Here is a 19,703-nt window from a genome sequence, read left to right as displayed (position 1 = left end):
CTATTTCACCTCGTTACGCGCCGGCAGCGAAAACATATGCGACCATGGCCTCGACCGGCGGGACTGCGACCGTATCCCGATTGCATTTGCCCTGCAGCGGATTTAGACCGGTTCCAATTTAGCGACGCCCTACCAGAAAGGTCACTTCGATGGCTGACGATCTCTTCCCGCTCGGCAAGGATGCCACCCCCTACCGCAAGATCAGCGGCGACCATGTCTCGGTCGATACGTTCAAGGGCCAGGAGATTCTGACCGTCGAGCCGGAAGGCATCCGCCTGCTGGCCGAAACCGCCTTTGCCGATATCAACCACCTGCTGCGCCCCGGCCACCTGAAGCAGCTCGCCGCGATTCTCGACGATCCCGAGGCGACCGATAATGATCGTTTCGTCGCCTACGATCTCCTGAAGAACGCCAACATCGCCGCCGGCGGCGTGCTGCCCATGTGCCAGGATACAGGCACGGCGATCATCATGGGCAAGAAGGGCCGCAGGGTCTGGACCGAGGGCGGGGATAGTGCAGCGTTGGCCCGCGGCGTCATGGATGCCTACGAGAAGAAGAACCTGCGATATTCGCAGCTCGCGCCCATCAAGATGTTCGAGGAGAAGAATACCAGGAATAACCTCCCGGCCCAGATCGACATTTATGAGGAAGGCACCGACGCCTATGAATTCCTCTTTGTCGCCAAGGGCGGCGGCTCGGCCAACAAGACCTTTCTCTACCAAGGCACGCCCTCGCTGCTGACGCATGACCGGATGATCGACTTCCTTAAGGAGAAGATCCTGACGTTAGGGACGGCAGCCTGTCCTCCCTACCATCTGGCGATCGTCATCGGCGGCACCTCGGCCGAGATGAACCTGAAAACCGTCAAGCTCGCCTCCACCCGCTATCTCGACGCGCTGCCGACCGAAGGTTCCGAGAGCGGCCATGCCTTCCGCGACATCGAGATGGAGAAGGAAATCCATAAGCTGACGCAGCAGATGGGCGTCGGCGCCCAGTTCGGCGGCAAGTATTTCTGTCACGACGTGCGTGTCATCCGCCTGCCCCGCCACGGCGCGTCGCTGCCGATCGGGCTCGGTGTCTCCTGTTCCGCCGACCGCCAGGCCAAGGGTCGCATCACCCGCGACGGCATCTTCATTGAGCAGTTGGAAAGCGATCCGTCGAAATACCTGCCCGAGATCGACGAGGCGAAACTGTCGGAATCGACGGTGCGCATCGATCTCAACCGGCCGATGGCCGAGGTCCTTGCCGAACTCTCCCGGCACCCCGTCAAGACGCGCCTGTCCTTGACCGGCACCATCATCGTTGCCCGCGACCTCGCCCATGCCAAGATCCGCGAACGGCTGGAAAAGGGCGAAGGCATGCCCGATTACCTGAAGAACCACCCGGTCTATTATGCCGGACCGGCCAAGACGCCCGCCGGCTACGCCTCCGGTTCCTTCGGCCCGACGACGGCCGGCCGGATGGATAGTTACGTCGACCAGTTCCAGTCTTTCGGCGGCTCGATGGTGATGCTCGCCAAGGGCAACCGGTCGCGCGCCGTGCGCGAGGCCTGCAAGAAACACGGCGGATTCTACCTGGGCTCGATCGGCGGCCCCGCCGCCCGTCTTGCCCAGGATTGTATCCGCAAGGTCGAAGTCTTCGAATATCCCGAACTCGGCATGGAAGCGGTCTGGAAGATTGAAGTCGAAGACTTCCCCGCCTTCATCGTCATCGACGACAAGGGTAACGATTTCTTCCAGGAACTGAATTTGGGGTGACCGGGCGGGCTGCGTTGCAGCCTGCTTTATCGTGCCGACGTCTTATTCGATGCCCTGATGTTCGGCGCCGTCACCGCCTCGCTGATACTGACCACATCCCCGGCATCGACCCTTGCCAGTATTTCCCTGCGGAAAGCACCGGCGAAGAAGCCGGTGTGCTCCAGCAGCAGGGCGCCAGCCGCGACGGCGGTGAAGGTCAGAATTGCGAAAGAAACATGAGGGCGCGATTCCATGATCTCAAGTCCCGGTCTGCGCGTCGCGATCGCGTCCACTGCCAGAAAATGTCACCCCGAAATGCCGGGACCAAAATACGAAACGGCCAAAACCAACTGTCGACAAGATGAATACGATTCCACGCAAAGAAGAACTGTAAGTTTTTTAGAAACCGCTCCCGCACAGCGGGTATGCATTGTCCCGGCGAAGATACGTTTTTCCGTGGAGAATCATAGGCCTGATCGAAGTATTGACCCATCGGGCATTTGTCGTATGTAATCTTTGGTATATATCGCTTTAATCTTTTCCCAAGAAATTTAAGCTAACAAACAGAATATTGCCTTTGAATATATGAGGAGTTCGCCGGATGAATACGGCTGTCGCGCCCAAGGTGCCGGTTCCCGATGTTGCGGGTCAGATCACCTATGCCATGCGCTCCATGGGCGTTGCGCCGATACCGCGCAATTACGAACTCTTCTATGAGGCCTATATCGGGTCCAACCCGGCGCTCACCCGCGAACTTGCAGCGCTCGGCAGCCAGGTGACCCAGGCCGAACTCGATGCGCTCGGCGCGCAGCATTTTACCCACAGTCCCGCCCGCATCTTCGACGACGCTCATACGCGTCTTGCTGGCGAACTCGACGGCCTGTTGCGCATCCTCAGGCAGGAGCAGAACTCGCTCGAAAGCTATACCAGGCTGCTCGGCGAGACCCACAAGCGCATCACGTCCAAGAGCAATGCCAGCGTCGAACTGATCGAAAATGCCATCGATCTCCTGAGCCAGGCGACCGGCGACACCATGGCGCATGGCGAACGCACCGTTGAGGATGTCGTCCAGCGCTCGCAGGAAATGGACCAGGTCCGCAAGGAACTCGACGAATACAAGCGCATCGCCAACACCGACTCGCTGACGCGCCTTTCCAACCGCCGCGCCTTCGACGACCGCCTCGCCGCCGTCTTCGACAATCCGGGCATGCGGCCGGTGACTGCGCTGCTGCTTTGCGACATCGACAATTTCAAGAAGATCAACGACACTTACGGCCATCCGGTCGGTGACAAGGTGCTCGCCACCGTTGCCTCCGTCATCCGCAGCAATGTCCGCCGCGACATCTTCGTCGCCCGCACCGGCGGCGAGGAATTCGCCCTCATCATCGACGGCAACACGCCCGAGGAAGTCATCGCAATCGCCGAGCGCATTCGCCGCACCCTGGAGATGACGCCCTTCAAGAATTCCCGCACGCGGGTGAATTACGGTCCGGTCACCGTCTCGATCGGCATCTGCATGGCCTCAAGCGCCGACGATGCCGGCGAACTCTACAGCAAGACCGACATCGCGCTTTACGGCGCCAAGAATGCCGGCCGCAACTGCACCATCCTCTATCAGGACGGCATGCAGAAGGATTTCACCAAGAGCTGGCTGATCTATAAGACCTGACGGCAATTCCGCACCGTGTGCACGCTGTCACCATAAGGTAACGGCGGTTTTACCACATCGTCTTCGCCGCCCGCCTCGGCCATTCCCGGTCGTAGGTTTCCTGATCGAAATCGCCGACCGCCGCCTTCAGCATCTGCCCGGGCGTCGGAAGTTTCGCCGGATCGGCGAAGTGCTCTCCATTCCAGAGCTCGGCCCGCATCACGGCGCGCGCGCATTGGAAATAGACCTCATCAATCGAAATCACCACGATGGTGCGCGGGTGTTTGCCGTCCATTTCGAAGCTCGAAAGCAGCGTCTCATCGTCGGAGACGACACCGCGGCCGTTGATGCGCATCGTCGTGTTCGAGCCGGGAATCAGGAACATCAGCGCCAGGCGTGGATCGCGCACGATGTTGGAAAGTGAATCGACGCGGTTGTTGCCGCGCCAGTCCGGCAGATGCAGCGTCTCGTCGTCGACGACGCGCACGACGCCACCGAGATCGCCGCGCGGCGAACAGTCGAGACCCTCGGGGCCGACAGTCGCAAGCGCCGCGAAAGGTGAGATCTCGATCATCTCCCGATAAAGCGGGGTCAATTGCTTCGTCACCTTGCTGACCGAGGCCGGCGAAAGCCCGGCGCCATAGATCGTGTTGAGCTCTTCGATGCTGCTGATGATTTTCATGAGGCGTCCCGCCGCGGCTTGATATCAGGACGGGACGCTACAATGCCGCACGCCTTGCCGGAAGCTCAAAAAACGGAATGATCTCTGCATCTTTTTTGATGCTTTCGTCCGCCACATCACCCACGTCCCGATCGCCATCGAGAAACGCCGCAATCGCCGCAAGAACCGGCGCGGCGCCGATGATGCGCCGGTGACCGAAGCCGTTCGCCCAGTAAAGCCGGACGCTCTTTCCGGCCGCGCCATAGCGCCTGGCATGGAGAGACGACACCTCCTTGTCATCCTCGGCATGGATGACGAGCACCGGCCGGCCGATCGCGCCGGCCGCCTCCCCGGCGTCGAAATCCTCCAGTCTCCGTCCGGTGACACGGTAAACCTCATTCCCCAGCGCCGCCTGCGCTGCCGGGCGAAGGCCGATCATCCCGCCGAAATCGGTAAACAACCAGCCCATTTCGCTGGGCGCGCCGATCAGCGCTAGGCGCTCGCCGGTTAGAGGCGCCACGCCAGGCAGCAAGCCTGCCGCCGACACCATCAGCGCCGCACCGCCGAAGGAATGACCGATGGCGGCATCGAAGGCGCCGAAACGCGCCTCCGCCGCCGCGATCGTCTCGACCGCCAGCCCCATATGCAGGAACCGTCCGCCCGAACGGCCGTGGCCGGGAAAATCGAGCGCCACGACCTCGGCGCCTGATGCCGCAAGCATCGAGACGAGCTCTGCCATATAGGCGGCGCTCGATCCCCAGCCATGCGTCACCAGATAGCGTTTGCGCTTGCCCCTCGCCCCGCCGTTCAGCCGATAGGCATGCGCCCCTCGCCCGCCTGCAAGCTTGAGGGTGAAGTGTTCGGCGCCGGCAAGCCGGGCCGCTCCCGCTGCATGCGCCATCTTCGCCTTGGCTCCCTTCGGGATTGGCGATGGCGTCCGGCAGAACAGCTGGAATGCCGCCCTGCCTGCCAGGTCAGCCGAAACTGCCTGAAGGGCCGAAAACGCGAGGCGGGTGACGTCAAGCGCAAAGTTTGCCATAGTGAGATTCCAAAAGACTGTTCAACACTGAACAATAAAGTACAACGATGAACAAAAATCAATCCCTTCCCTGGGATCATCCGCGTTTTCGCAGCTGGATCGCGGTGGCGCGTGCCTGTCAGCTGATGCAGCAAACGCTGTCCCGCTCGCTTGCCGATCTCGACATCAAGCCGCCGCACCTCGATATCCTGGTCAACATCTATCGTTTCGAAGGAATCTCGCAGCAGGAGCTGGCGCGCAAGCTGCTGGTCGGTCGCTCGAACATGAGCATGCTGCTGCCGCAGATGGAACACCGCCGGCTGATCGAACGACGCGGCGACGAGCGCGACAAGCGCGTGCTGCGCCTTCATTTGACGCCGGAGGGCCGGAAGCTGACTGAGGCAGCGATGGCGATCCAGACCGATCTCATCGAGCGCACGCTCTCGGAAGAGCCGATCGAGCAATGCATGGCGACCGCCACCTCGATGGAGCGCATCATCGCCATGCTGCTCAAAGAGTTGCGCGACGACGATTAGACGAATGCATGTCGCCCGAAGTGTGCAGCGGTTTTGGCAGGACGACATGCATAAAACCAAGACCTAAAGCGCCTCGCATGAACCAAGTTCGATGCGAGCGCTTGATGATCAATGCAGCGTCGGTGCTGCCGTCGTGCCGGCCAGCGAGCGGTACTCCCAGGCAGCAACGATGATCAGCACCAGCGTCGCCAGAATGCCCAGCAAATAGACCTCGATGAAGGGGGCTGCGAAGGCAAGCAGGATCACAAGCACCAGCCCGGCCAGATGCGACAACGGCAACTGCCCGCTGGTCGCGCCCTTGAACCAGAGATTGCCGATCAGGAACAGGCCGGAGCCGCCGAGCACCGCCGCGGCGATGCCGAGATCGCCGGTCTCATGCGGATGCGAGAACATGAACTCGACGGCCACCGCATGGACGATGATGCCGGCAAGGATCGGAATATGCCCATAGGTGAAGGCCTGCCGCGCCAAGCTGCCCGGCGTCTCTTCATGTTCGATGCGGTGGGCGGCGCGGCCGTGGCCGAAGCGGAAATACAGCCACCACATGGCGACCGTGCCGATGAAGGCGGTGACGAAGACAATGCTGGTCAGCCCCGAAAACGGCAGCTCCGAAAAGGTGCGTCCGGAAACGAGAATCGCTTCGCCGAGGCAGATGATGACGAAGAGCGCGCAGCGCTCGGCCATATGCGCACCGGAAACGTCCCAATCCCGCGCCGTCGAGCGGCCGAGCCCCGGCACGGCAAAGCCCGCGGCCGGCCCGATATATTCGATCGTAAGCGCGATCACCCAGGCGATCAGCCGGGCCTCGTGCTCGAGCAGCCCGCCGGCGATCCAGAAGACCCCGGCAACCACCAGCCAGGTGGTGATGCGGACGAAATTCAATGTGTTGGCGCGATCGACGCGCGTCATCGCATAGGTCGTGAACAGCGAGCGCCCGACCTGCATGGCCACATAGGCGCCGGCAAACAACAGCCCCTTGTCGCCGAAGGCCTCGGGAATCGAGGCAGACAGCAGCAGACCGAGCATCATCAGCGCCACCAGCATGCCGCGCACCGGCATCTTGTCCGGATCGAGCCAGTTCGTCACCCAGGCGGTGAAGATCCACACCCACCAGACGGCGAAGGTCATCAGCGCTGCCTCGGCGGCGCCGAGCGGCGTGTAGTGGGCGGCGAGCGCATGCGAAAGCTGCGAGATCGAAAAGACGAAGACCAGGTCGAAGAACAGTTCGAGGAAGGTCACCTTGCTGCCGGCAGCACTCCCTTTGGCGCGCAGCCAGTTCTTTCCGTTCGTCTTCGCCATATGGCCCCCGATGGCTGGAATTATGCGTGGATTGAGAGTGATAACGGCGCCCGTCAGCGCGGCTTTTCCGCCGTGTCGCGGTTCATGCCCTTTTCCTTCAGCTCGTCCTCGTAGGCCGAAAACAGCTCAGCGCCCCGTTCGCCGAGTTCGCGCAGATAGGTCCAGGTGTAGATGCCGGTATCGTGCATGTCGTCGAAGCCGATGCGGACTGCGTAATTGCCGGTCGGCATCATCGAGATGATCGCGACATTGCGTTTGCCTGATACCGTCACCTTCTGCCCCGGCCCGTGGCCCTGAACCTCGGCCGAGGGCGACAGCACGCGCAGGAGCTCGGCCGACAGGTCGAAACTCTGCCCGTCGTTGAAGGTCACCACCAGCCGCTGCCGGTCTTTCGAGACGCGGAGTTCCGTTGGCCAGATATCGCTCATCATTTTGTCCTCTTCTCATGCGAGGAGTAGGCGCTGATCTTTTTCAGCGCAAGCTGAAATTGGCATGCGCACGCGGCCTGTTTCCCTTGACGCGACAATAGCATATGCCCACATTGACTGGAGTACGGAGATACAGGTGAACACTAGAGTTGGAACGATAGGCAATGCATCGCCGCTGGTGGCAGGTGCGCACCCTATGATCGACCCCTTCGGGCGGGCGGTCACCTATCTCCGCGTCTCCGTCACCGACCGCTGCGATTTCCGCTGCACCTATTGCATGGCTGAGAATATGACCTTCCTGCCGAAGAAGGATCTCCTGACGCTGGAAGAGCTCGACCGGCTCTGTTCCGCCTTCATCGCCAAGGGTGTCAGCAAGATCAGGCTGACCGGCGGCGAGCCCCTGGTGCGCAAGAACATCATGTATCTGGTGCGCCAGCTCGGCCAGAAGATCGGCTCCGGCCTGGACGAGCTGACGCTGACGACCAACGGTTCGCAGCTTTCCCGCCATGCCGAGGAGCTTTATGATTGCGGCGTGCGCCGCATTAATGTCTCGCTCGATACGCTCGATCCCGACAAGTTCCGCAAGATCACCCGCTGGGGCGATTTCGCCAAGGTCATGGAAGGCATCGACGCCGCTCAAAAGGCCGGGTTGAAGATCAAGCTGAACGCCGTGGCGCTGAAGGATTTCAACGATGCCGAGATGCCGGAGCTGCTGCGCTTCGCCCATGGCCGCGGCATGGATTTGACCGTCATCGAGACCATGCCGATGGGCGAGATCGAAGAAGACCGCACCGATCAATATCTGTCGCTTTCGAAACTCCGCGCCGATCTCGAAGACCAGTTCACCCTTGCCGACATCGACTACCAGACCGGCGGCCCGGCGCGTTATGTCCGGGTCGAAGAAACCGGCGGCCGCCTCGGCTTCATCACGCCGATGACCCATAATTTCTGCGAGAGCTGCAACCGCGTGCGCCTCACCTGCACCGGTACGCTCTATATGTGCCTCGGCCAGAACGACGCCGCCGATCTGCGCGCGGCCCTCCGCGCCACCGAAGACGACGCCCTCCTCCACGCCGCCATCGACGAGGCCATCACCCGCAAACCCAAAGGCCACGACTTCATCATCGACCGCACGCATAACCGCCCGGCCGTGGCCCGGCATATGAGTGTCACCGGTGGGTGAAAAATAGGGGTGGTACGCACCCCACCCGCCCTCATTCCTGTGCTCGTCACAGGAATCCAGTGCGCCCAAGTCCTTGGGCGCGGAAAACGCACTTGCTGTAGGGGGTCATTCACGGCGCCGACGCGCCGTGGCTGGATTCCTGTGACGAGCACAGGAATGAGGGAGGAAGGGTTGATATCCGGGCACCGTCTGGCCCGCACCAAAGGTATGATCATGCTGGTCGCCATCCACGACCTCGACCAGGCGCTGCGCTTCTCTCCGCCCTGTCAGTCGATCAATCGCTGCGCGGTAAACTTGTCCGTAACAAGCATGTCGATGACGCCCACGCGGAGCGCACCGGCGATAGCGTCCGTCTTTTTGGTCCCGCCGGCAAGAGCAATGACCCGATCCACCCGTTCGAGATCCTCAAGTGGAAGCCCTATGACCCGATCATCAAGGGGTGTCTTGACCGGCTTGCCGTTTCTATCGAAGAAGCGAAGCGAGATGTCGCCGACGGCTCCCGCTTCCGCGAGATCGGACAGTTCGCGAGACGAAAAGATGTTGCCGGACCGTGCGAGAAGTTCGGACGGTTCGACTGCCCCGATTCCGACGATCGCAAGCGTTATGCTGCCGAACAGATCCATCGTCTCGCGGACGAACGGGTCGGCCTGCATAAGGAGCTTTGCCTCTCTGGACGTCGTAACGCCCTGCACAGGGAGCAGTTTCGGTTCAGCGCCAGTCAGCCGTGCAAGCCGCGTGGTAAGCTGCGTCGCATGCGTCTGCACTGAAGGATCGCCCATGCCTCCAAGGGTCTGGACGACGTATTTCGCCTGAGCGCTCTTCAGGGGATGAATGTTCTCGACCATCTTGGAGATGGTCTGGCTCCAACTCGAAACGCCGATGATCTCCCCTGGCGCAAGCGTCACCTCCAGGAGATGAGCCGCTGCCTCTCCGATACGGGCCATGATGGCTCCGTCCCGATCTTCCGTGCACTCGACGACAATCGCCTCCGGCAAATCATATTTCTCGCGAAGAGCGCCCTCGAGCTCACTGTAGGTGCCAGCGGGGGGTGTCACGCTGGTTCGCACAATATCTTCAGCCTCGGCGCGCTTGAGCATGCGCGACACCGTCGCCTGCGACAGGCGAAGGTGCTGTGCGATCTCCGCCTGTCGCCGTCCCTCCAAGTGGTACATCTGGGCGACCCTTGAGATGAGGCGGAGTTCGTTGAGGCGAGTCATCGCTAATCCTGGAGTGAATTTTTATTCATCATTAGCCGTTGTAATGCGTGACGTCGAGCGGGCAAGTGCATCATTCCAGCTATCCAGAAGCACCGCTCGATCCACGGGTTCCGGGTCAATGATCTGTGAGCTGCGGGGCAGCTCTGCGATAACAGGGAGATCGCTCCACAAGCCAAGTGAGAGACCCGCGAGATATGCAGCTCCCAAAGCCGACGCCTCGGGTGCTTCACATTGGATCACGGGATGTTCGATGAGGTTCGAGACACACTGCATCAGGAACCGGTTCTGGCTCGGTCCGCCATCGACATAGAGGGCCCCGAGCTCGCCGCCGCTTTGCGCTCGCATGGCTGCGATCACGTCGTGCACCTGGAAGGCGATCGAATCGGTTACCGACCGCGCCATTTGCGCGCGTGTCGTATTGAAATTGATCTGGGAGAACAAGGCACGGGCGTCGGAGTTCCAATAGGGCGCGCCCAATCCCACGAATGCTGGCACGAAGCCCGGTCCGCCCGGTTCGGCGCTTGCCGCAAGTTCGACAAGGGCCGCCACGTCCGAAAGGCCGAGAATGCCTGCCATCCAGGGAAGACTGGCGGCGCAAACGAGAATATTGCCTTCGAAAGCGAAAGTCGGCTTTCCCTTGATACGCCATGCGACGGTCGTTGTGACGCCGTTGCGTGGGGGAATAAATCGCGCAAGCGTCGTCATCACCGAAGAGCCGGTTCCAAAGGTTACCTTGCCATCACCCGGCTTGAATGCGCCATGACCGAACAGCGCAGCATGGCTGTCTCCGATCGCGGCCATTATGGGCGTTCCATCCGGCACGCCTGGCAATCCTTGCGTCCTGCCGAATTCGGCGGAACTGTCGAGCACCTCGGGCAGGAATGCGATATCGACGCCGAAAATCTCGCCCAGTTCCTCGCTCCATCTCTGCTCCTGGAGATCGAACAACTGGCTCCTGGCGGCATTGGAAGCATCGCAGACATGCCGGCGCCCACCCGTCAGGCAGTGGACCAGCCAACTGTCGATCGTTCCCAGCCGCACCGATCGCCCGGCCGGCATACGGTCGAGCAGCCATCGGAATTTCGAACCCGGGAACATCGGATCCAGTGGCAGGCCTGTCAGCACCTGCACGCGGTCAAGGTGGCCTTCGGTAATGAGACGTTCGCAATCCTGTGCCGTTCGACGGCACTGCCAGCTCACCACCGGTCCAAGTGGCTCTCCCGTTTCGGCGTCCCAAGCCGTGACCGACTCGCGCTGATTGGAAATTGCCACGGCCTCGATAACCACGTCGGGAGCGGCCTTCAGGCAGGCGTCGATCGCCTCGCAGACGGATGCGTAGAGCCGGCGTGGGTCTTGTTCGACCCAGCCCGGCTTCGGATAGGCGATGCCGACTGGAGCCGAACCTCTGCCGACAATTTCTCCCTTTTCGGAAACGACAACTGCCTTCGAATTGGTGGTGCCCTGGTCGATTGCCAGAATTGCCCGCATTCTATCCTCCTCGGATCAGACGGCAGCCGGGACGACAAATAAGCGTCCCGGCCGATCACGTGATCCCAGTTACTTGCGCCTGATCAGCGACTGCGCGGCGTCGGCGATCGCGGACGGCGCCATCCCGAATTCGTCGAGCAGAAACTCCGCCGAACCGGTTGGAGCGTAGACGCCGGGAACGCCGAGACGTTTCATCGGAACCGGAGCATTGTCGACCACCACTTCTGCTACCGCGGACCCGAGACCGCCAAAAATCGAATGCTCTTCGGCTGTGACGATCGCTCCGGTTTCCTTCGCCGCAGCGATGATGGCGTCCTCGTCGATCGGACGAACCGTTGCAAGGTTGAGCACCCTGGCGTTGATGCCGCGTTCTGCGAGGATCTCGGCAGCCTTCAGAATTCGATGAGTCAAAGTACCGTTTGCGATAAGGGTGACGTCAGAACCCTGGCGAAGGAGGTTTGCCTTGCCAAGTTCGAACTTGTGACCCTCCGGGAGCAGATCCGGCACACCCACGCGAGACAGGCGCAGGAAACAGGGGCCGTTGTAGGCCGCGGCCCACTCCACCGCAGCAGCTGTTTCGATGCGGTCACAAGGCGCAATGACCGGAAGATTAGGCAGAACCCGCGTCCAGGCGAAGTCTTCGATCGAGTGATGGGTCGGGCCGAGTTCGCCATAAGCCATCCCGGAAGAAATGCCGACCAGTTTGACGTTGGCGTTCGAATACGAAATATCGGCCTTGATTTGCTCCAGCGACCGTCCCGTTAGAAACGGAGCGGCGGCGCAGACGAACGGAAGGCGTCCGCCGTTGGCGAGGCCTGCTCCAACTCCGACCATGTTCTGCTCGGCGATACCGACATTGACGAGGCGCTCCCCAAACTTCGCCTTGAAGCCGCCGAGCTTGGAGGAACCGACGGAGTCGTTGCAGACGGCGACGATCGTTTCGTTTTCGGCTGCCAGCCGCTCAAGCGTAGAGGCGAATGCGTCGCGGCAATCGTAGAGCTTGGGTGCGTGTATTGGCGCGTTCATTACAATGCCTCCGACAATTCTGCCAATGCGATTTCGTATTGTTCCTTGTTCGGCACCTTGTGGTGCCAGTCGACCCGGTCCTGCATGAACGAGATTCCATGCCCCTTGTTGGTATGGGCCACGATGCAATGCGGTCTCGATCCCCGGTGTTCGAGGGCCGAAACGACTTCGCTCATATTGTTGCCGTCGATCTCGGTGACTTCCCAATCGAAAGCTTCAAGCTTCGGTCGAAGCGGCGCGAGATCATTGGTTTCCGCCAGTGCGGCGCCCTGCTGGAACCTGTTGTGGTCGATGACCAGCGTCAAATTATCGAGCTTGAACTGCGCGGCCGCCATGATCGCTTCCCAGTTGGAGCCCTCCTGCATCTCACCGTCGCCGGTGACGACGTAGGTGTGATATTTCGCGCCCGAGAGCTTGGCAGCTTTCGCCATTCCTATTGCGACAGGAAGACCGTGGCCGAGCGGCCCGGTATTCGTTTCGACGCCCGGAACCTTGTTGCAATTTGGATGTCCGTTCAGCCTCGAATGCGGCTGCAGAAAGGTGGATATCTCGTCCTCCGGAATGAAGCCGCGTTTTGCGAGCGTCACATACAGAGCGCATGCAGTATGCCCCTTCGAAAGAACGAACCTGTCGCGGTCGGGGTGCTTCGGCTGATCGGGCCAAACATTCAGCACACGAAAATAGAGGGCTGTCAAAATGTCGATGACCGACATTTCCCCGCCAATATGGCCGGCGCCCGCTTCAAAGACCGCCTGGAGATCGCGCAATCGAATCTCGCGAGCGACCCGCTCGAGTTCTATCGTATTCATGGATTCCTCATGTGCATAAATATTCATTTATCAATATTCTTGCACAAGAAGCCGATTAGTCAAGCCCTTTAAGCGGCACACCGGCCGCCCGAAGTCCATAAACCCTGTTGACAGCAGGAAAGCAACTTGTTAATGAATTTTCCAGCATGAGTGAATATTTATTCTTGGAATGAACTAGCTGGTAGCCTAGGCATAGGGAGGAACAATGGTGGCGCTCGATATCAATGAAAACGGGCTTTCGTCCGGCGCCTGGTTGAGCAAGCTCAAGGGAGCCACCGGGCCGCTCGTGGGGCTGCTGGCGCTTTGCGTCTTTCTGAGCTTCAGCACCGACACGTTTCTTTCGGTTCGCAACGGCCTCAACATCCTCGATCAGATCACTGTTCTCGGAATCATGGCCGTCGGAATGACATTCGTCATTCTGATCGGCGGCATCGACCTCTCCGTCGGCTCGGCACTCGCTCTGGCGATGATGGTCATGGGCTGGACCGCGAATGTCGCCGGCCTGCCGCTGCCGGTCGGGATCGTTTTTGCTCTGATCGCCTCGGGGATTTCGGGGCTGATCGTCGGACTTCTGGTGACGCAGTTCAGGGTTCCGGCGTTTATTGCCACTCTTGCGATGATGTCGGCGGCTCGCGGCGTCGCAAATATGATCACGGACGGCCAGCAGATCGTGGGCTTCCCCGACTGGTTCATGATGCTGGCGATAGATCGCCATTTCGGCGTGTTGACAGCCACCGTGTTTCTCATGCTTGCGGTTGTTCTTGCGGCCTGGCTTTTCCTGCACTTCCGGTCCGAAGGCCGCATGCTCTACGCGGTGGGCGGAAATCCGGAAGTCGCTCGGCTGGCGGGCATCAACGTCCCGCTCGTGACGATTGGCGTCTACGTCGTAAGTTCAGTCCTTGCGGGGCTCGCAGGCATCGTACTTGCGGCCAGGCTGGATTCCGTCCAGCCGTCCAGCGGTCTGGGCTATGAGTTGGACACCATCGCTGCGGTCGTCATCGGCGGGACCTCGCTCTCGGGCGGCGCAGGCGGTATCGGGGGAACGCTTATCGGTGTTCTTATCATCGGCGTCCTTCGCAACGGGCTCAATCTTCTCAACGTTTCGCCGTTCCTGCAGCAGGTGATCATCGGCATCGTCATCGTACTCGCGGTCGGCGCGGAGACCATTCGTCGGCGTCGCGCCTGACGAACGGGGTCCGCCGCGTCGGCGGCCCGGAATTCCGTTCCAAGAGTTTGGGGCGGATCAATACCCCGAGGGGGAGGACATACCCGAGGGTTCCATCAAACAACGGAGGAAATACAATGAAAATTGCGCGCACCATGCTCGCGTCTGCTGCACTGCTCGGCCTCACGCTCGGCCCCGTACACGCGGCGGAACTGAAGAAGCTCGGCCTGGCCGTTGCCAACCTTCAGGCAAACTTCTTCAACCAGATCAAGCAATCGGTCGAAGCCGAAGCCAAGAAGCGCGGCATCGAAGTCATCACCGTCGACGCAAAGGGCGACGGGCCGACGCAGGTCAATCAGATCCAGGATCTCCTGACCCAGAAAATCGACGCGCTGATCTACATTCCGGCAGGTGCGGCCGCTGCGACCGTTCCGGTCAAACTCGCGAAAAGCGCTGGCATTCCGGTCGTGAACGTTGACCGCAACGCCGAGGGAGCACCCGGCGACACCTTCCTTGCAACGGATTCCGTCGCGTCTGCCAAGGCGGTCTGCGACTACATCCTGAAGGAAGCCGGCGGCAAGGGCAAGATGGTCATCATCCACGGCCAGAAGGGCACGACGCCGGAAGTCGATCGCTCGAAGGGCTGCGCTGAATCTCTCAAGGCATACCCCGATGTCAAGGTTGTCGCCGAGCAGTTCTCGAACATCTGGAGCCAGGACGAAGGCTTCCAGATCATGCAGAACATGCTGCAGGCCAATCCGGACGTTTCGATCGTGTTCGCCCAGGCCGACGGTCTCGCCCTTGGCGCCGCGCAGGCGATCAAGGTCGCCAATCCGTCCCAGAAGATCGTGGTTGGCGGCTTCGATGGCGACACCGCAGCTCTCGAAGCCCTCAGCAAGGGCGTCTTCAACGTCACTGCGACCCAGCAGACGCAGAAGATGGGCCGCGATGCGGTTGAAAACGCCGCCAAGCTTGTCGCCGGAGAAAAGGTGCCGCCGGTCCAGCTCCTGGATGCCACGCTGACGACCAAGGAAAACGTCGCCGGCTTCATTGCCAACCATCCGTAATGAAGTCGAGGTCTTGAGGAGGTGTGCCATGACTGATCCAGTTCTTTCCCTGAGGGGCATATCCAAGTGGTATGGGCCACTGCAGGTTCTGAAGAATGTCAGTTTGGACGTCTATCCCGGTGAAGTGGTTGCACTTCTCGGTGAAAACGGAGCGGGCAAGTCGACACTATCCGGCATCATCGCCGGGTCCCGCACACCGTCCGAAGGATCAATGACATGGCTGGGGCAGCCTTATGCCCCAGCCTCCCCGAGGGAAGCGATCGACAAGGGCGTTGTCCTGATCCATCAGGAGCTGCAGCTGCTGCCGCAGCTGTCGATCGCGGAAAACGTCTTCATCGGACGCTGGCCGATGAAGAACGGCGTCGTCGACCGCGGCCAAATGGTTCGCCGCGCCCAGGAGCAGCTCGCTCGCCTGAACCTTCACATACCCGCAACGCGGAAGGTCGCCGGCCTTTCCACTGCAAATCAACAACTCATCGAAATCGCCAAGGCCTTGGCTCTCAATGCAAAGCTCCTGATCCTGGACGAACCGACCGCGGCCCTTGGTGGCGCGGAGACGGAGGCTCTCTTCGAACAGGTTAGAAAGCTTCGGTCAGAGGGCGTCGGCATTGTCTACATTTCCCACCGCATGGAAGAGATCAAAAAAATAACAGACCGGATCGTCGTCCTTCGCGATGGCGAGCGAGTGCAGGAATTCTCCGATAGCGCGACCCCGGTGCGAACGATTGTCGAGAGCATGGTCGGACGCCCGCTTGACCGCTTGTTCCCTACCCTGCCGGTTCCGACAGACCGTCCGGTACTCCAGGTGTCCGGGCTGAGCTCGCCTGATAATTCGTTCCGTGACGTTACCTTCGAAGTGCGGGCCGGGGAAATTCTCGGGATCGCCGGATTGGTCGGCGCCGGCCGCACGGAACTTGTCCGCGCGATTTCAGGCGCGGACCCAATCAGTGCGGGTTCGATCAAGCTGGAAGGCGAAGAACTCAGGCTGCGCGATCCGGCGGACGCGATCGCCAAGGGCATCGTGATGGTCCCGGAAGACCGCAAGGAGCAAGGTCTCGTTGTCGGGCACCGGATCAGCGAGAACATTATCTACGCCAATCTCGACAAGCTGGGCGGGCGTTGGATTACGCCGCACGTCAAGCGCTTGTTTGCGGAGAAGGCAGTCACCAAGTTCGGCGTAAAAGGCCGTGCTGAGCAATATGCCTCGGACCTGTCCGGCGGCAACCAGCAGAAGGTCGTCATCGCGAAATGGCTGATGCGCGATCCGAAGGTCGTCGTACTCGACGAACCGACGAGAGGCATCGACGTCGGCGCCCGAGCGGGCATCTACGACATCATCGTCAATCTTGCCAAACGGGGCGTGGCGGTCATCGTCGTAAGCTCGGACCTCGAGGAGGTTCTCGGAGTGTCCAATCGCATTCTCGTGCTTGCTCAAGGCAAACAGGCAGGCATTCTCAATCGTGACGAGGCGAATGACGTTTCGGTCATGGAGCTAGCCACCATCTAAAGCAATTCCAGCAAAAGTGTGCAGCGGTTTTGCGTCAGGAATTGCGTGAAAACAAAACAGACAGAGAAAGGAAGAGCGGTGTCCGACATCACTCTGAACGCCCCGAAGCTTTTCGATCTCAGCGGCCAGGTTGCCATCGTTACCGGAGCCGGGAGCGGCATTGGGCAGCGCATTGCCATCGGCCTTGCGCAATGCGGCGCCGACGTGGCGCTGCTCGACCGTCGAACCGACGACGGACTGGCCAGGACGGCCGAATATATTCGCGCCGCCGGCCGCCGTTCGATCCAGATCGCGGCTGACGTCACGAGCAAATCGTCCCTTGGAGAGGCAGTCGCACATACCGAAGCGGATCTCGGAGCATTGACGCTTGCAGTCAACGCTGCGGGCATTGCTAACGCCAACGCGGCGGAAGAGATGGAGGAGGACCAGTATCAGACGTTGATGGATATCAACCTGAAAGGCGTATTCCTTTCCTGCCAGGCGGAGGCCCGCGCCATGCTGAAGAATGGACGCGGCTCCATCGTCAACATCGCTTCCATGTCCGGTGTGATCGTAAACCGGGGGCTGAGCCAAGCGCATTATAACGCCTCCAAGGCGGGCGTGATCCATATGTCGAAGTCTATGGCGATGGAATGGGTCGACCGCGGCATCCGCGTCAACACCATCTCCCCCGGATACACGGCAACGCCCATGAATACCCGTCCCGAGATGGTTCATCAGACCAAGCTCTTTGAAGAGCAGACGCCGATGCAGCGTATGGCCACGGTCGACGAGATGGTGGGTCCGGCGGTGTTCCTGCTGTCGAATGCAGCCAGCTACGTGACCGGCGTCGATCTTCTCGTCGACGGCGGTTTCTGCTGCTGGTGATGCGATGAGAAGCGCAATGCCGCCGCTGGAAAATGAACGGTCTCGCTTCCTCCCTGGCTGAGATCGAGGCGCTGAGGGGACCAACGGGCATGACGGCGTGCAATATCGTCGTCTGCCCGCCCTTCACGCCGATTGCACGGGCGGAGGGCTTGGGCGTCGCCATCGCCGCTCAAGACCACCTGAATTCGCCGAAATTCTCTCGGGCGGCCGCTTGAGTTTCAATAATGATCGCAGGGTAGAACGCGCCTAGATTTGCTGTTTATGTCAGGATACCGGGAAGGAAAGAGCATGAAACGCTTTGAGCAAAAGACTGTCGTCATTACCGGGGGTAGCCGCGGCATCGGAGCGGCGATCGCCAGGCGGTTTGCGAAAGAAGGCGCCAACCTCGTCATCTCCGCAAACGAAGATTCGGTGCATGGGGTCGCCGAGCAGATCAGAGCCGAAGGCGGCAAGGCGATCTCTTTCGTGGGCGATGTCACGGACAAGGCGAGCGTGAAGGCTCTCTATGACGCTGCCGAACACGCCTTCGATACGGTCGACATTTCAATTCAAAATGCCGGCGTCATCACCATTGCCCGCGTCGAGGATCTGACCGAAAACGAGTGGGACAAGGTGATGGCGGTCAACACCAAGGGCGTCTTCCTCTGCGCCCAGGAGGCGATATCAAGAATGCGCAAGCACAAGCGCGGCGGCCGCATCATCAACACCGCCTCCGGCCAGGCCCGCGACGGCTTCATCTATACCCCGCATTATGCAGCCTCGAAAATGGGCGTCGTCGGCATCACCCAGAGCCTGGCCAAGGAAGTCGCGACCGAGAAGATCACCGTCAACGCCTTCTGTCCCGGCATCATCGAAACCGATATGTGGGCCTATAACGACCAGGCCTGGGGTAAGCTGCTCGGCAACTACGCCCCCGGCGAGCTGATGAAGGAATGGGTCGAGGGCATCCCGATGAAGCGGGCCGGCTCCGGAGAAGACGTCGCCGGCCTGGTCACCTTCCTCGCCAGCGACGACGCCGCCTACATCACCGGCCAGACGATCAATGTCGACGGTGGTTTGATCATGTCCTGAGCCCTCTCGGAGGCGATGGTGCCATGGCGGCCAGCCCCGTCCTTCGAGGGCGGGTGGCTCGACCTCATACGCTGCCGATCCCCGCCCCTCGCCCCACCTATGTCCGGCTGATCGACACCCCGCCATCCGCTAGCATCGCCGTGCCGGTCACGAAGCTCGACATGTCGGAGGCGAGGAACAGCGCGGCTTTGGCGATCTCTTCGGGCTGCGCCATGCGTTTCAGCGCATGCAGCCCCTCCACGAAGGCGAGCACCTCGGGTGTCGCGTCCGGTGCGTTGGTGATGCTGGCGGGTGTGTCGGTGCCGCCGGGCAGCAGGGCGTTGACGCGGATCTTCTGCCTGCCGAGTTCGGCGGCGAGCACCTGCACGAAGCCGATCAGTCCCGCCTTGCTCGCCGCATAAGCGGCCATGCCGGGCATGCCGACGGTGTGGCCGACGAAAGTCGAGGTGAAGATCAGCGATCCGCCGCTTTTTCCCATCGCCGCCGACTGGTGCTTGGCGCCGAGGAAGGCTGCCGTCAGATTGGTCTCGATCGTCTCGCGCCAGCCCTCCAGCGATAGCCCGGCGACCGGTCCCATCTCGCCGAGGATGCCGGCATTGTTGAAGGCGATGTCGAGCCGGCCGAAACGCGAGACTGCCGTCTCGACGAGCCGTGCCTGCAGCGCCTCGTCCCTGACATCGCCCGATATGGCGACCGCCTGTCCGCCCTTCGCCGCGATTTCGGTGATGACGGCATCAAGCGCGTCCTGTCGCCGGCCGGTGACCACGAGCTTGGCGCCTTCCCGCGCAAAGAGTTTCGCCGCCGCGCGGCCGATGCCGGAGCTTGCGCCGGTGATGATGGCGATCTTGTCGTTGAGAAGTGTCATATCGGTTTCTCCTGGATTGTTGCGATAACCGAGATGCTCAAACATCAGGCGATACAGCCACCCGTTTCCCGCGCAGGAAGAGAAAAACGCCGATGGGGTGAACCGGCAGGCG

20 protein-coding genes are annotated in these 19,703 nt (G+C 60.9%); 10 read left to right on the top strand and 10 right to left on the bottom strand.

All coding sequences use genetic code 11. The annotated features are described in order from the left end of the window. Positions 1 to 149: 149 nt before the first annotated feature. On the top strand, positions 150 to 1,757 hold the full coding sequence (locus FHT79_RS10710; RefSeq protein WP_097594338.1) for a fumarate hydratase: 1,608 nt from the start codon (positions 150 to 152) through the stop codon (positions 1,755 to 1,757). A 26-nt stretch (positions 1,758 to 1,783) separates the two neighbouring features. On the opposite strand, the gene FHT79_RS10705 is transcribed toward FHT79_RS10710, so the two are convergent. Next, entirely contained in the window at positions 1,784 to 1,990 is a 207-nt protein-coding gene (locus tag FHT79_RS10705; protein ID WP_028758850.1) for a hypothetical protein, read from the bottom strand. Between the two features lie 347 nt (positions 1,991 to 2,337). On the opposite strand from FHT79_RS10705, the gene FHT79_RS10700 reads away from it, so the two are divergent. Further along, on the top strand, positions 2,338 to 3,405 hold the full coding sequence (locus tag FHT79_RS10700) for a GGDEF domain-containing protein (RefSeq protein ID WP_028758849.1): 1,068 nt from the start codon (positions 2,338 to 2,340) through the stop codon (positions 3,403 to 3,405). A 49-nt stretch (positions 3,406 to 3,454) separates the two neighbouring features. Here FHT79_RS10700 and FHT79_RS10695 read toward each other — a convergent pair whose 3' ends face one another. Further along, the gene (locus FHT79_RS10695; RefSeq protein ID WP_028758848.1) at positions 3,455 to 4,066 is read right to left on the bottom strand and encodes a pyridoxamine 5'-phosphate oxidase family protein; all 612 of its coding nucleotides are present in this window, start codon (positions 4,064 to 4,066) and stop codon (positions 3,455 to 3,457) included. A 37-nt stretch (positions 4,067 to 4,103) separates the two neighbouring features. After that, a complete protein-coding gene (locus FHT79_RS10690) occupies positions 4,104 to 5,084 on the bottom strand; it encodes an alpha/beta fold hydrolase (RefSeq protein ID WP_168333218.1) in 981 nt (326 codons plus the stop codon). A gap of 47 nt (positions 5,085 to 5,131) precedes the next feature. Between FHT79_RS10690 and FHT79_RS10685 the strand changes: the two genes are divergently transcribed. Further along, positions 5,132 to 5,599, top strand: a complete 468-nt coding sequence (locus FHT79_RS10685; RefSeq protein WP_028759204.1) for a MarR family transcriptional regulator — start codon at positions 5,132 to 5,134, stop codon at positions 5,597 to 5,599. 108 nt (positions 5,600 to 5,707) lie between these two features. On the opposite strand, the gene FHT79_RS10680 is transcribed toward FHT79_RS10685, so the two are convergent. After that, positions 5,708 to 6,898 carry a low temperature requirement protein A gene (locus tag FHT79_RS10680; protein WP_028759205.1) on the bottom strand — a complete coding sequence of 397 codons (1,191 nt, stop codon included), beginning with the start codon at positions 6,896 to 6,898 and terminating at the stop codon, positions 5,708 to 5,710. Positions 6,899 to 6,951: 53 nt separating this feature from the next. Continuing rightward, on the bottom strand, positions 6,952 to 7,326 hold the full coding sequence (locus FHT79_RS10675; protein WP_047611612.1) for a DUF971 domain-containing protein: 375 nt from the start codon (positions 7,324 to 7,326) through the stop codon (positions 6,952 to 6,954). 136 nt (positions 7,327 to 7,462) lie between these two features. Between FHT79_RS10675 and moaA the strand changes: the two genes are divergently transcribed. Then, a complete protein-coding gene (gene moaA / locus FHT79_RS10670; protein ID WP_183903355.1) occupies positions 7,463 to 8,509 on the top strand; it encodes a GTP 3',8-cyclase MoaA in 1,047 nt (348 codons plus the stop codon). A gap of 266 nt (positions 8,510 to 8,775) precedes the next feature. On the opposite strand, the gene FHT79_RS10665 is transcribed toward moaA, so the two are convergent. The 4 genes from FHT79_RS10665 to FHT79_RS10650 form a co-directional block, all read right to left on the bottom strand. Further along, positions 8,776 to 9,726: a sugar-binding transcriptional regulator gene (locus tag FHT79_RS10665; RefSeq protein WP_047610113.1), complete on the bottom strand. Its 951-nt coding sequence runs from the start codon at positions 9,724 to 9,726 to the stop codon at positions 8,776 to 8,778. Between the two features lie 21 nt (positions 9,727 to 9,747). Continuing rightward, positions 9,748 to 11,214, bottom strand: a complete 1,467-nt coding sequence (locus FHT79_RS10660; protein WP_183903354.1) for an FGGY-family carbohydrate kinase — start codon at positions 11,212 to 11,214, stop codon at positions 9,748 to 9,750. Between the two features lie 69 nt (positions 11,215 to 11,283). Beyond that, positions 11,284 to 12,240 carry a transketolase family protein gene (locus tag FHT79_RS10655; protein ID WP_047610117.1) on the bottom strand — a complete coding sequence of 319 codons (957 nt, stop codon included), beginning with the start codon at positions 12,238 to 12,240 and terminating at the stop codon, positions 11,284 to 11,286. Then, the gene (locus FHT79_RS10650) at positions 12,240 to 13,049 is read right to left on the bottom strand and encodes a transketolase (RefSeq protein ID WP_047611614.1); all 810 of its coding nucleotides are present in this window, start codon (positions 13,047 to 13,049) and stop codon (positions 12,240 to 12,242) included. The genes FHT79_RS10655 and FHT79_RS10650 overlap by 1 nt, the downstream gene beginning before the upstream one ends. Before the next feature lie 205 nt (positions 13,050 to 13,254). Here FHT79_RS10650 and FHT79_RS10645 point away from each other — a divergent pair, with 205 nt between their 5' ends. The 6 genes from FHT79_RS10645 to FHT79_RS10620 all read left to right on the top strand — a co-directional run bounded on the left by FHT79_RS10645 (position 13,255) and on the right by FHT79_RS10620 (position 18,726). Continuing rightward, positions 13,255 to 14,235, top strand: coding sequence for an ABC transporter permease (locus FHT79_RS10645; protein WP_168333216.1), 981 nt, complete (start codon positions 13,255 to 13,257; stop codon positions 14,233 to 14,235). 116 nt (positions 14,236 to 14,351) lie between these two features. Beyond that, positions 14,352 to 15,281, top strand: a complete 930-nt coding sequence (locus FHT79_RS10640) for a sugar ABC transporter substrate-binding protein (RefSeq protein ID WP_003579719.1) — start codon at positions 14,352 to 14,354, stop codon at positions 15,279 to 15,281. A 28-nt stretch (positions 15,282 to 15,309) separates the two neighbouring features. Next, positions 15,310 to 16,788: a sugar ABC transporter ATP-binding protein gene (locus FHT79_RS10635; protein ID WP_183903353.1), complete on the top strand. Its 1,479-nt coding sequence runs from the start codon at positions 15,310 to 15,312 to the stop codon at positions 16,786 to 16,788. Positions 16,789 to 16,866: 78 nt separating this feature from the next. Continuing rightward, positions 16,867 to 17,655 carry an SDR family oxidoreductase gene (locus tag FHT79_RS10630; RefSeq protein ID WP_047610123.1) on the top strand — a complete coding sequence of 263 codons (789 nt, stop codon included), beginning with the start codon at positions 16,867 to 16,869 and terminating at the stop codon, positions 17,653 to 17,655. Positions 17,656 to 17,744: 89 nt separating this feature from the next. After that, a complete protein-coding gene (locus FHT79_RS32370; protein ID WP_281414613.1) occupies positions 17,745 to 17,870 on the top strand; it encodes a hypothetical protein in 126 nt (41 codons plus the stop codon). 73 nt (positions 17,871 to 17,943) lie between these two features. Continuing rightward, positions 17,944 to 18,726 carry a glucose 1-dehydrogenase gene (locus FHT79_RS10620; protein ID WP_183903352.1) on the top strand — a complete coding sequence of 261 codons (783 nt, stop codon included), beginning with the start codon at positions 17,944 to 17,946 and terminating at the stop codon, positions 18,724 to 18,726. Between the two features lie 97 nt (positions 18,727 to 18,823). Here FHT79_RS10620 and FHT79_RS10615 read toward each other — a convergent pair whose 3' ends face one another. Further along, positions 18,824 to 19,591 (bottom strand): SDR family oxidoreductase, encoded by a 768-nt coding sequence (locus FHT79_RS10615; protein WP_183903351.1) that lies wholly within the window; start codon positions 19,589 to 19,591, stop codon positions 18,824 to 18,826. Positions 19,592 to 19,703 lie beyond the last annotated feature (112 nt).

Origin of the sequence: Rhizobium sp. BK212 (assembly GCF_014197475.1) — a bacterium.
In the GTDB taxonomy this organism is placed as follows: Bacteria; Pseudomonadota; Alphaproteobacteria; order Rhizobiales; family Rhizobiaceae; genus Rhizobium; species Rhizobium anhuiense.
This window is presented reverse-complemented; position numbering and strand designations above follow the sequence as displayed.

What these genes read in the sequence shown, in the direction of transcription:
- FHT79_RS10640 (WP_003579719.1), top strand. Translation starts at nt 14,352, where the DNA reads ATGAAAATTGCGCGCACCATGCTCGCGTCTGCTGCACTGCTCGGCCTC.
- FHT79_RS10620 (WP_183903352.1), top strand. Translation starts at nt 17,944, where the DNA reads ATGAAACGCTTTGAGCAAAAGACTGTCGTCATTACCGGGGGTAGCCGC.
- FHT79_RS10680 (WP_028759205.1), bottom strand. Translation starts at nt 6,898, where the DNA reads ATGGCGAAGACGAACGGAAAGAACTGGCTGCGCGCCAAAGGGAGTGCT.
- FHT79_RS10705 (WP_028758850.1), bottom strand. Translation starts at nt 1,990, where the DNA reads ATGGAATCGCGCCCTCATGTTTCTTTCGCAATTCTGACCTTCACCGCC.
- FHT79_RS10635 (WP_183903353.1), top strand. Translation starts at nt 15,310, where the DNA reads ATGACTGATCCAGTTCTTTCCCTGAGGGGCATATCCAAGTGGTATGGG.
- FHT79_RS10650 (WP_047611614.1), bottom strand. Translation starts at nt 13,049, where the DNA reads ATGAATACGATAGAACTCGAGCGGGTCGCTCGCGAGATTCGATTGCGC.
- FHT79_RS10655 (WP_047610117.1), bottom strand. Translation starts at nt 12,240, where the DNA reads ATGAACGCGCCAATACACGCACCCAAGCTCTACGATTGCCGCGACGCA.
- FHT79_RS32370 (WP_281414613.1), top strand. Translation starts at nt 17,745, where the DNA reads ATGACGGCGTGCAATATCGTCGTCTGCCCGCCCTTCACGCCGATTGCA.
- FHT79_RS10685 (WP_028759204.1), top strand. Translation starts at nt 5,132, where the DNA reads ATGAACAAAAATCAATCCCTTCCCTGGGATCATCCGCGTTTTCGCAGC.
- FHT79_RS10700 (WP_028758849.1), top strand. Translation starts at nt 2,338, where the DNA reads ATGAATACGGCTGTCGCGCCCAAGGTGCCGGTTCCCGATGTTGCGGGT.
- FHT79_RS10665 (WP_047610113.1), bottom strand. Translation starts at nt 9,726, where the DNA reads ATGACTCGCCTCAACGAACTCCGCCTCATCTCAAGGGTCGCCCAGATG.
- FHT79_RS10675 (WP_047611612.1), bottom strand. Translation starts at nt 7,326, where the DNA reads ATGAGCGATATCTGGCCAACGGAACTCCGCGTCTCGAAAGACCGGCAG.
- FHT79_RS10690 (WP_168333218.1), bottom strand. Translation starts at nt 5,084, where the DNA reads ATGGCAAACTTTGCGCTTGACGTCACCCGCCTCGCGTTTTCGGCCCTT.
- FHT79_RS10660 (WP_183903354.1), bottom strand. Translation starts at nt 11,214, where the DNA reads ATGCGGGCAATTCTGGCAATCGACCAGGGCACCACCAATTCGAAGGCA.
- FHT79_RS10615 (WP_183903351.1), bottom strand. Translation starts at nt 19,591, where the DNA reads ATGACACTTCTCAACGACAAGATCGCCATCATCACCGGCGCAAGCTCC.
- FHT79_RS10695 (WP_028758848.1), bottom strand. Translation starts at nt 4,066, where the DNA reads ATGAAAATCATCAGCAGCATCGAAGAGCTCAACACGATCTATGGCGCC.
- FHT79_RS10645 (WP_168333216.1), top strand. Translation starts at nt 13,255, where the DNA reads ATGGTGGCGCTCGATATCAATGAAAACGGGCTTTCGTCCGGCGCCTGG.
- FHT79_RS10710 (WP_097594338.1), top strand. Translation starts at nt 150, where the DNA reads ATGGCTGACGATCTCTTCCCGCTCGGCAAGGATGCCACCCCCTACCGC.